The sequence below is a fragment of the Marinobacter mangrovi genome, assembly GCF_016798325.1.
Classification (GTDB): Bacteria; Pseudomonadota; Gammaproteobacteria; order Pseudomonadales; family Oleiphilaceae; genus Marinobacter_A; species Marinobacter_A mangrovi.
The window spans coordinates 202,922-213,803 of sequence record NZ_JAERVO010000002.1; the positions used below are offsets into that span (position 1 = coordinate 202,922).

General features: G+C 60.1%; 10 protein-coding genes. 6 read left to right on the plus strand and 4 right to left on the minus strand.

All coding sequences use genetic code 11. The annotated features are described in order from the left end of the window. Window positions 1-6: 6 nt before the first annotated feature. The gene (locus JL474_RS06900) at window positions 7-1,308 is read right to left on the minus strand and encodes an MFS transporter (protein WP_203141470.1); all 1,302 of its coding nucleotides are present in this window, start codon (window positions 1,306-1,308) and stop codon (window positions 7-9) included. Between the two features lie 122 nt (window positions 1,309-1,430). Here JL474_RS06900 and JL474_RS06905 point away from each other — a divergent pair, with 122 nt between their 5' ends. After that, entirely contained in the window at window positions 1,431-1,907 is a 477-nt protein-coding gene (locus JL474_RS06905) for a sll1863 family stress response protein (protein ID WP_203141471.1), read from the plus strand. A gap of 115 nt (window positions 1,908-2,022) precedes the next feature. On the opposite strand, the gene JL474_RS06910 is transcribed toward JL474_RS06905, so the two are convergent. Then, window positions 2,023-2,388, minus strand: coding sequence for a cupin domain-containing protein (locus JL474_RS06910; RefSeq protein ID WP_203141472.1), 366 nt, complete (start codon window positions 2,386-2,388; stop codon window positions 2,023-2,025). A 186-nt stretch (window positions 2,389-2,574) separates the two neighbouring features. Between JL474_RS06910 and JL474_RS06915 the strand changes: the two genes are divergently transcribed. After that, window positions 2,575-3,525 (plus strand): 1-phosphofructokinase family hexose kinase, encoded by a 951-nt coding sequence (locus JL474_RS06915; RefSeq protein WP_203141473.1) that lies wholly within the window; start codon window positions 2,575-2,577, stop codon window positions 3,523-3,525. A gap of 151 nt (window positions 3,526-3,676) precedes the next feature. On the opposite strand, the gene JL474_RS06920 is transcribed toward JL474_RS06915, so the two are convergent. Then, complete coding sequence (locus tag JL474_RS06920) at window positions 3,677-4,030, minus strand: n-acetylglutamate synthase (protein WP_236012098.1); 354 nt, start codon at window positions 4,028-4,030, stop codon at window positions 3,677-3,679. A 39-nt stretch (window positions 4,031-4,069) separates the two neighbouring features. Further along, window positions 4,070-4,393: a hypothetical protein gene (locus JL474_RS06925; RefSeq protein WP_203141474.1), complete on the minus strand. Its 324-nt coding sequence runs from the start codon at window positions 4,391-4,393 to the stop codon at window positions 4,070-4,072. 316 nt (window positions 4,394-4,709) lie between these two features. Here JL474_RS06925 and JL474_RS06930 point away from each other — a divergent pair, with 316 nt between their 5' ends. The 4 genes from JL474_RS06930 (at window position 4,710) to JL474_RS06945 (ending at window position 10,859) form a co-directional block, all read left to right on the plus strand. Then, window positions 4,710-5,486, plus strand: a complete 777-nt coding sequence (locus tag JL474_RS06930; RefSeq protein WP_203141475.1) for a CLCA_X family protein — start codon at window positions 4,710-4,712, stop codon at window positions 5,484-5,486. Between the two features lie 353 nt (window positions 5,487-5,839). Further along, a complete protein-coding gene (locus tag JL474_RS06935) occupies window positions 5,840-9,166 on the plus strand; it encodes an alkaline phosphatase family protein (RefSeq protein WP_203141476.1) in 3,327 nt (1,108 codons plus the stop codon). Window positions 9,167-9,283: 117 nt separating this feature from the next. Next, window positions 9,284-10,096 carry a gamma-glutamylcyclotransferase family protein gene (locus JL474_RS06940; RefSeq protein WP_203141477.1) on the plus strand — a complete coding sequence of 271 codons (813 nt, stop codon included), beginning with the start codon at window positions 9,284-9,286 and terminating at the stop codon, window positions 10,094-10,096. 49 nt (window positions 10,097-10,145) lie between these two features. Then, a complete protein-coding gene (locus tag JL474_RS06945; RefSeq protein WP_203141478.1) occupies window positions 10,146-10,859 on the plus strand; it encodes an MBL fold metallo-hydrolase in 714 nt (237 codons plus the stop codon). Window positions 10,860-10,882 lie beyond the last annotated feature (23 nt).

The window sequence follows — 10,882 nt, forward strand, 5'->3', positions numbered from 1 at the left end:
TCAAAATCAGGCCCTGTCCGGATGGTCGGCTTCGGCCGCGTGAGTGTGCGGATCTGAGACTTCAGCCGGATGTTCTTCAAAGTCCGGGTTCCGCGGATCGAGGTCGGCCATCGCGATGGCCACCTCAGGCGTGGTCATGTAGTAGTCTTCCTGTTCCTCCACACTCGGATGCTTGCGGCGTCCGGGGCCGACCACCATGAACAGCATCAGCAGACCCAGAATCGTGGCGTTGCTGACAAACAGCCCCGCCGGGCCCATCAGTTCCATCGCGGCCGCGCTGACCACCGGGCCGATGCAACTGCCGATCCCGTAGCTGAGGAGCAGGGCGGTACTGGCGGCGGTGATCTGGTGGCTGTCCATCAGGTCGTTACTGATCGCCACCGCGATCGGGTAGAGCGTCGCGCTGATGCCCATGTACAGTCCCACGAAAAGCACCAGCACCCAGGCACTCATGCCCCCAATAAAGGCCGCTGCCAGACTGCAGCCAGCGGCGATCAGCGCCGTCACCACCATCACGCGATAGCGGTCGAACCGGTCGCACAAACGGCCCACCGGCCACGCCATGACCATCGCGGCGATGATGGCCGAGGCCATGAAGTTGGAGACCTGGCCCACATCCAGACCAATGCGGTTGGCATACACCGGCCCCATGGCATAGAAGGCGCTGATCAGCAGTCCGGCCACGAGTGATCCGAGGGTGCCGACCGGCGACTTGCCATACAGGCGGCGCAACGACATGCGTTCGCCCTGGACGATGGTTGGCGATTCACGGCGGGTCAGCGACAACGGCACCACTGCAAGCGCCACCAGGATGGCCGCCAGGGAGAACGGAATGTAGCCGGCCGGATCCCCCAGCCGGATCAGGACCTGGCCGCCGGCGGTCGAGAGGAAGAACACAATCTGGTAGATCGCGAACAGGCTGGCCCGGTTCTGGTTGTCTGCCTTGCTGCTGAACCAGCTCTCCATGACGATCATCAGACCGGCCATCACAAAGCCACCGACGGCGCGCAGTCCACCCCACAGGCCGGCCTGCACTGCCATCGGATAGATCAGGATGGACGCCGCCAGGATGGCCGCGAACACGGCAAACGCACGGATGTGCCCAACCCGCTCGATGATGCGCCCGGCGAAGAGCGTCCCGGCCACGAAGCCGAAGGAATAGAACACCAGGATCCAGCCGATGACGCCCGGACTGACGCCCTCGATACTCAGTCGCAGGCCCAGTAGAGTCATCAGGAAGGCGTTGCCGCCGATCAGCAGGATGATGCTGAAAATGAGCGAAGACAGCGTCTTTGCGGTTCGGGTCATGAGCGTCCCCCGGCCAGATTCGATGAGTGTCCTCTTTCAATGATTCCAGTATGGTAAAGACTTAACGCCCTGCCACAGCAATCCGCAATAACTGGTATATCGACACGGAGAAAGAGATGACGATGGCACGTACGACTTCCAAAACGCCCCGGTTGCGACACCTGATGCTGGTTGCCCTGTTGGGCGTCGTACCCGTGGCAGCAAGCGCTGATGAGGCCCAGCAGCCACCCACCATGGAAGAGCTGAAACACGATACCGAGAACCTGATCGACAAGCTGGGTAACTACTCTGCCGAGCAACGGGACGAAGCTGCCGCATCGATCAAGGAATCGCTGGACGAGCTCGATCAGCGCATCGACGTGCTGGAAAAGCGCCTGGACGAGAACTGGGACGACATGAGCGAAGCCAGCCGCGAGAAAACCCAGCAAAGCCTGGACGCCCTGCGCGCCCAGCGGGAAAAGGTCGGGGATTGGTACGAGCGCATGAAGGGGAGTTCGGCCAATGCCTGGGACGATGTGAAGGATGGCTTTACGCGCGCCTATGACAATCTGTCGAATATCTGGGAGGAAACGGAGCAGTCGATGGACTCAGGGGATTAAGGCAGCACTTTAAAGAGGCCTGCCTTGCTTTTGTCCGATTTGCGCCGGGTCAAAGGCAGAATCGGGAAGATCTGTCGTAATCAACGGTGAGGCATGGGGTCAAAAGCCGGGTTGCTTACACCCAGACATCATTGTCAGCCTGCAACTCGCCACCCGCCTCACCGGTGTTCACTACGCCTCGCGGCTCAATCAGCAGCACGTGGCACTCGTTCTCCGCAAACGGTTTGTGCTCCGTTCCCCTGGGAACCACGAACATCTCACCCTCGGAAAGGTGAACCGTCCGGTCCCGCATCTCGATGCCCATTGAGCCATGGATCACCAGGAATACCTCATCGGTCTCTTGGTGGTCGTGCCACACGAATTCTCCCTGGAACTTGGCGACTTTGAACTGGTAATCGTTCATTTCCGAAATGACCCGGGGAGACCAGTGCTCTGCGAATTTGCTGAATTTTTCGGCCAGGTTGATGACGTTATCGGTCATGGCGGGTCTCCGGTTGCAGAGGGGGCGAGCCGTGAAGAGCCGGTCCGTGTGACTCAAGGCCATGATCGCATAATGACGCCACCCGCGGTTACCCGTTTTGTTGGTGGCCGACTATCAGTGGTTTTAAAATGTTGTTATCCGCACATTGATCCGCGTTGGCAGACCGCCGCCACCCGGGAGCGCCTGATGGTCGACGCAAGCAAACAAAGGCCTGTGGCCGTACTGAGCCTGAATCCCGCGGTGGACATCACCTACGAGATTCCCCGGCTGATAGCGGATCAGAAGGTGCATGCGTCCAACAGCCGTTACGATCCCGGAGGTAACGGCGTCAACGTGGGACGGGCCCTGAAGCGCCTTGGTGTGCAGGCCTGCACCTTCTGTGCGGTCGCCGGTGAGATCGGCCGGTTCCTGCGCCACCAGCTCGATGCGCAACTGGATCAGGCCTGCTATCTGGAGGTTGAAGGCGAAACCCGGATCAACGGTACCATCATCGAAAGCCTCACCGGAGCTCAGTTTGAAGTCAGCGGTGTGGGTCCGGCGGTGTCGGCGGCGCAATGGACGCATCTGCTCGAACAGTTCGTCACCCACTGCGGAAAGGGGCTGGGCGTGATCACAGGGTCATTGCAGCACAGCCTGCCGGACGATCTGTATGCCGATGCGGTACGCCGGGTGCAGGCCGGTGGTGGGCGTGCCATCGTCGATTGCCATGATGAGCAACTGAGACACGCCATCGGCGCCCAGCCTTTCCTGATCAAGCCCAACCGTTTCGAACTGGAAACCCTGGTGGGTCACTCATTGAAGGACCTGAACGCCATCGTTCGGGAAGCACACCGGTTACAGGAGCAGGGGGTGAGTCGGGTTTGTGTATCCATGGGCGCGGACGGCGCGGTGTTGGTAACGCCGTCAGAGGTCCTGAAAGGGGAGGCCCCTGCCGTCCCTGTGGTCTCCACGGTAGGTGCCGGAGATTCGATGGTGGCTGGTCTGGTGGCGATGCTGGCTCAGGACGCATCGGATGAGGACGCGCTGCGCGAAGGCATTGCCTGCAGCGTCGCGACGGTGATGCAGCCGGGAACGGAGTTGTGCGATCGGGCAACGGTCGAATGGCTGCGTGGAGAGATACGGCTGACATCACTCTGACAGTCAGAAAGGGCGATAATCGCCAGCGCGATCAGTGTCTGGTAACGGGCTCCACCGGAAACCATGGGGGCTAACCTCAATGCCGCTGCGACGGATCCGCCACCGCGCCTCTTCACCCTTGGGGAAAAGGTTGCACCTGAATTTGCAGTTCTCAGGTATGGCCGGTGATCTCCTCAACTTCGGAATAACTGGATGTCCGATCTCCGGTAAGCCACTGCCAATGTTCTTTAAGCACGAGATGACCGGCCTTGTCCTGGCTTGGCGTTGAGAAGCATTGGCCGGCCATCAGCTCACCGTCGACATTTTCATGGTGGTAAACAAACTCCAGGCTACCGTCGGCACAGACCTTTCCCTGTAGGTGCCCGCTGACTATGTCGCCGCCGCTATACGTTGCCCAAACCCGGTCTTCACTTTGCCGATAATGAAACGTGGTTTGACCTCCGAATTCACCATTGTCGGAATTCGTCCGGCCTCGAAAAATGCGATGGTTGTAATTCACATCCATTCCGTACGCCCGTGCTGTTGGAAACTTTTAATGCATCGTTTAAGGGTGTAATGCGAAAACCACTATGAATTTGATGGCGACACTCGCAGCGATACCGAGAACGATGATGGCGTAAAACGCGAGCAGGTTGTCGTGGTAACGATCAATGAGCCAGAAGAATATGAAGCCGGTGGCAAGATCGTAGATGAGTGTGATGGCAAGGCCTATTCCGGCGATCGCTGTGAACTGGTGAATTAAGGCCACGACCAAACCAACGACCAGGAATGAGCCTGCGTAGATGGCTGTTGTTTGCCCTGGCCGTCCAGTGTTCATGACGTGCCGAATACAGAAAATCAAAATAGCTAACTTCAGGATTAAACCCACGTATCCTCTCCTTGTAAGCAAAGCAAAGCAAAGCAAAGCAAAGCAAAGCAAAGCAAAGCAAAGCAAAGCAAAGCAAAGCAAAGCAAAGCAAAGCAAAGCATGCAGGCATGCTTCCGTTACACCGCGTCCCGCGGTGTTGAATAATCGGGAATTCTATATAACTGCACCGTTCTCATTCTGAGAGAGCGGTTTCTTTTTCCATTTAAACAGCAGCTTAGCGTTTGATCGGTCGTCCTGCCATGCCATCGTTTGACTTCTTCCTTTCGTGATTTCAATATAGCTGTATATTTAAACAGTATTCACGAAGTCCCTGTCTATGCCCCGAACCTTCTACCGCCGCGGCCCGGATCATCGTTCCGGCTCTGCCGTGTCTTTCCTCGATGTGCGCCGTCGCTTCCAGTTCCGCTCGGTGGAGATCGGGCGGTGGGTGACGGAGCCGGAAAAGGCGCGTAGCGCCGGGCTGTTCTATGACGCGCTCTGCGATCTGATGACGATTCTGGGTGGGACGGAGTCGCTGATTTCCCTGCGTGGGACGCTGGGGCTGCAGTACGGCATCGGCGGACAGCGGGGCGTGTCGGCCCACTACACGCCGGCGACGCGGAGCTTTTCGCTGGCCAAGAACGCCGGGCCGGGCAGTATTGCCCATGAGTGGTTCCACGCTTTCGATCACTACATCTGCGACAAGCTTTATGCCGGCAGTCCGCCTGGAGCGTTTGCATCCAAGCGATGGCTGGGCAAGGAGAAGGGCGATGAGCATCCCCTGAACAAGCGCCTTCAGGCCTGCTTTGCGGCGGTGATGCTGGATGAGAGCGGGGAGGCGCCCAGCGATCTGTTCCGGCAGTCGGTGACGGCGGACAAGGCGGCGGGCACGTTGTATTTCAGCCTGCCGGAGGAGTTGTGTGCCCGCGCGTTTGAGGCCTTTGTCCAGGACGCCGACTGCAAGAATGCGTTCCTGGTCCGCGGTACGCGGGAAACGGACGAGGCGAAAATGGGCCTGTATCCGCGAGATGAGGAGCGGGCACGTATGAACCGCGCGTTCGCGACCTACTTTGCCACATTGGGCAAGGCGTTGCAGCGGGCTGAAGCGTCGTGATCGTTACGGGCTGAAGACGGAATCCCCATTAAATCCGGACGCTTCATGCTGGCGGCCTCTGGCAACCCCATCTACGCTTTATCCAGTTCCGCTCTGCGGCGGACCAGCCGGCGTGTTGTTTGACGTTGCGCCAGGTTATGACTCCTGCGAATAGCCAGCCCATGCGAGCCAATCCGAGACCGGGGGCATCCAGCCCACACCGGGACTCGGACTTTGGCTTGTAAGAGTCTGGTGCTTCCAGGCAAAGGCTCCATCCGCAGATTGGATCGTGGACGTCCAGAAACCCCATCAGGCGCGGTATGCCGTCGCGTATCGCACCCCGTATTGTAAATGCCGCTATCGAGGAGTCGGTTTTGCTGAATCAAGAAACGGAAGTCAGGCGTACGAGTGTCGATATTGGGTTGGGATACGACCAAGAGATCGAAGGTCTGTTTCAGTTCGGCGATGATGGCCCCTCACTGGAAGATGCGATCACCTTTGTTTTCAGCCAGACCCTGCAACGCGACGGCTATTTCGGTTCCTGGGCCCAGGCGTATCGCAACGGGAATGGCGAATACCGGCTGAAGATGACCAGTCCCTGCGATGACATGACCCCCTACGAAACGCTGGTGCCTCATTACATTGCGGCAGGCCGGGAGGCGCAGGCCAGCTACTACGGGAATATTCCCTATTCGGCACGTGAAGGCTGGGAATTCCTGTTGCCGTTCGGGCTGGCGATGGCGAACGTGAAGTCGGTCCAGCTGCTGCACTTCCCGCCGCTGGAGACGTTTACTTACCGCGATTACCTGTATTCCCCAACCAACCGGCGTTGGGAATGTCTGCTGGCGCAAAACGGGTTTAACGGTGCCCATAACCACCAGGTCGAGCGCATTGTGGATGTAGCGCCGGTCGCCGCTCCCGGCGGCGCAGGCGCGGAACTGGAGGATTACAACGAAGACTTTATTCCCTACGCCAAGGCGCAGCTGCGTAACTTCCTGCGCCCACTGAGCGAGACGGGCAATACCCGGACCCAACCCGTGGTCGCCTATGGCGAGCCCGTCCACAGCTGGCTCACGCAGGCGTTTCATCTCGAGCAGACGCCCGCCGTTCTGGACGTCGTTGAGCTGACGATTTTGCCGACGGAAGAGGGCCAGCCCGCGGCGAAAACCTGGGTACTGTGCGCCAATCACCCCAGCGAGTACCTCTACGATACGGACCTGCCGCTCAGTGATGCCTTTAAGCCCAATGGCGACTATCCGCCCCCGATCACCGTTATGTGCCAGGATTTGATCGCCGCTGGCTGGCAGGCCCACATGGCAGAGCACCCCGACCACGATCCGCACCGGGTGCTGGCCGGCTTCGCAGAAAAATGGGGCTGGGATGCGAGCACCGGCACGGTCAAAAAGGACAAGGCCGATGCCATCCTGGCGATCATGAAAGAGCAGAACCAGGCGTTCGGCTACGACAACAACAGCTTCACCCCGACCGAGGCGCAGTCCCGGGCCACGGCGTTCGTCCTGCAGCGCCAGGCCGATGCGGATCGTTACGCCGCCTACGCCTTCGAACCCGGCGCCGATCAACCCTTCAGTCAGATTGCTATGGCCGATCACGCCCGTTTCCCGGCCCGCGACCGGCTGACGCAGGTTGGGGGCTACCTGCTGGCCTGGACGCCGCCAACCGCGGATGATGACGCCATCCATTACCGCCTGCTGAAGTACGACCGGGACAGCGGCAACCCGCTGGCGGAAAAAACGCTGGCCTATGGCACCTGGGGCCGTGAAAAGTTCTTCGGCGACTACCGCCCGAATTTCGGCGCCTCGTTTGAACAGATCGAACTGATTGGGTTGCCGGGTTACGTGCTGAGCATCATTCCCGCGGCCGGGCGGCGCACCTACCAACTGTGGCACTTTGACCCCCAGGCGGAATACGACTGCCTGTCCGCGGGTGAATTCAAGAGCGGCGGCTTCCGGGACATTGCGGCGGATCGGGAACTCTATCCCATCGGCAACACCATGCTGGATCGCAAGGGAGCGGACTACCGGATCTGGAGCATCGATCCGCAGTCCAACCCGCCGCTGGCGTTGCCCACGGTGCAGGCTGGCACCTGGACAGCGATTGACGAGCACGATGCCATGGCCGTTGTTGGGGAACACGTGGTTACCTGGAAGCCCGGCGATCTGTCTGCCGGATGTCGCATCTGGCGCTTTGATGCCCGCCGCGAGAACCCATTGGGGAACGAGCCGGTAAATACCGCTGCCTTGCCGCCTGGCTTTGACGGCCAGTCGACCCTGTTCGGCGCGTTGCCCAGCCAGCCGGTCGATGCCGTCCGGCAGAAAACCCCCGGCACCATCGAGTTCATGCGCCGGGAGATAGAACACGTCGTTTACTACATGCTGGAGAGCCGTTCCTTCGACAACGTGCTGGGCTGGCTGTATGAACGCGGCCGCCAGGACGGTTTGAACTGGGTCGGCCCCGATGCCGAAGGCTTCCGCGGGCTGGATATGTCCATGAGCAACCCGATGCCGGACGGGACGCCGGCATTCGTCAGCCAGTACCAGAACGGCGAACTGAGTGACCGGTTTGTGCTCGGCGGTCCGGCCCAGGACCCCTGGCACGACAACAGTGACGGGCTGATGCAGATGTTCCATGGCTACGAGGGCTACGCGAAGCGCGACGCACCGACCATGACCGGCTTTGCCTGGAACCAGGACAGTGCAGCGGTGTTGTCCAGCTTCACGCCGCATCAACTCTCGGTGCTCAATGGCCTGGCCAAGGCGTTTGCCGTGAGCGACGACTGGTTCAGTTCCATTCCCGGCGGTACCGACGTCAATCGGGGGTTCTCAGTCAGCGGTTCCGCCTATAACCGCCTGGGTTCCTGGGAAGGGGGCAAAGCCTATGAGGACTGGCCCGACGAGGCGCACCGCCAGTCGCTCTGGAAAACCCTTTGGAGCCACGGCCACCAGGACTGGAAGATCTACTACAGCATTCTCTGGGACCAGGCGGTCTTCACCTATCAACTCTACCTCAAGGGCCAGATTCCCGAGGTGGACGCCGCCTGGGCCAAAGCGGTTCTGGAGGCAAAAGGTGGAAGCAATCTGCCCAGCTCGCGCTGGATCGCACCGCTCCAACAGTTCTTCGATGACGTGAAGGACGACAACCTGCCGCGATTCAGCTATCTGGAGCCGGCGTGGGTCGGGGAGGCGTGCACCTCCTATCACCCGGGATCGTCATCGAGCGGGATTGACTCGGTGGTGCCCGCAGAGCGGGCGCTCAACCAGATCTATGAGGCCCTGCGCAGTCGTCCGGAGGTGTGGTCGAAAACCCTGCTGGTAGTGACCTTCGACAAGAACGGTGGCCTGTTCGATCACGTGGCGCCGCCCTATGCCCGTAAGCCGTGGCCCAACGACCGGACGGACGGCTTTGAATTCGACCTGATGGGCCCGCGGGTGCCGGCGATCTTCGCGTCTCCCTGGATTCAGTCGCAGACGGTTCTGCGCAGCCCGAACGGGGAGGGCTTCGACTCGACTTCCTTCGCCGCGACCCTGCTCAACTGGTTCGGCATTGCGCCGCCAACCTGGGGCCTGGGAGATCGCATCCGGAACGTACCGACCTTCGAATCGGTGTTCACCCGGAGCCAGCCCAGGGAGACAGCGCCCACACTCTCGGTGCCATTTGACAAGAATTTTCCCAGGAATGCGTGAACCGTCGTGTTCCCGGACCTATTGTGTATGGATAACGGTCAATCGTGAGGGTAATCTTTGCACTTTCAAACGATCCCGATGATGGCTTTGATCGCAACCGGATAGTCGCCCGTTTTTATGTTTCATTACTTTGGCTTCGGTTCCAATATGAGCAGGCTCTCGCTGAAAGCCAAGGGCGTGGAGCCGCTGTCATCGAGACGGGCCGAATTGTCCGGCTGGCGTTTGCGCTTCAACGTACGGCACTTTTTTCGCCACGAAGGTGGCGTCGGCAATATCGAACGAACCGGCCATCCGGGCGATCGCGTGCTTGGCGTGCTTCATGAATGTCCGGATGACGCGTTGGACCTGCTGGATGCGGCCGAGGCCTGTGGTTATGGCTACGACCGGATTGAGGTGGCCGTCAAGCCGCAGCAACGGGCAGACGACAGCAGCCATGCGGTGTCGGCGCTGACGTATGTGGGCACGCCGGCGTTTATCGACGACTGCTGCCGGCCCAGTCGCCGCTACCTGAATATTGTGCTGGACGGCGCCCGCCAGGCGGAGTTGGACGAGGGCTACATCCGGGCGCTGGCCCGTCAGCCCACTCATGTGGTGGATGACTATCCCGAATTCACGCCACCGCCGGGCTCGTATCCGACCTTTACCCGGGACACGCTGGCCGCGCAGCCGCTCTTCACGGCGCTGTATGGTGCGGTGTTCGATATGACCGAAGCCCGGCACCAGCATGAGTTTCTGAAGGGCTTTTTCGGGGGGCGGGACATGACGCTGTTCCACCTCAAACGGCTGGACAGCAGCCGGGCTGAAGAAACGATGGAAGACATTCGCAATGGCCATCTGAATGCGGTCCAGAGGCAATACCTCAATGCCTATCTGAACGAATACGCTCGAGAGTATCGCTACGTCGGTCGCTATGACTATCGACAGGACTGAACCGCTATCAACCCGATCGAACGACGATCAACTAGACCGAGGAATCTGCATGTCGTCTTTCCCGAGTGCCCTGGCTCACAGCGCCATCCAAGCGGCTTTTACCGACGTGTTTGTCGTTAGCGGTGCCATGGAAACCGTACTGATGGACCTGGACTGGCAGTTCAGCCGCAACATGACCATCGTCCGGGATGGTGAGCGCCTGATCCTGATCAACACCGTGCGACTGGATGACGCCGGTCTTGCCGAACTCGATCAGCTGGGCCAGGTCACCGATGTCATTCGCCTCGGTGCATTGCATGGGCGGGACGATGCCTTCTACGTGGATCGCTATAACGCCCGTTACTGGGTGATGCCGGGCCTGGAGTCGGAAAACGATGACGCCACGCAGACCCTGAGCGAGTCCGCGCCGCTGCCGATCAGCGATGCTTCCCTGTTCCGGTTTGAAACCTCCAACGTTCCCGAGGGCATCATCCACCTGGACCGCGACGGCGGGATCCTGATCGCCTGCGATGCCCTGCAGAACTGGTTGGGGCCGGATGAGCACTTCTGCGATGCATCCCGCGAGCGGATGGAAGGCATGGGCTTTTTTACACCGGCCAACATCGGCCCGGTCTGGATGCAGGCCGCCGAACCGGAAGCCCGGGATTTCCAGCGCCTGCAGACGCTCAGTTTCCGACACGCCCTGTGCGGCCACGGCGAACCGCTGTGTGACACGGCCCGGGAATCGTTCAGCGCGACGTTCGACCGCCTGTTCCCGGGTTGAGACAGCCCCTCATCGAGAGCGAG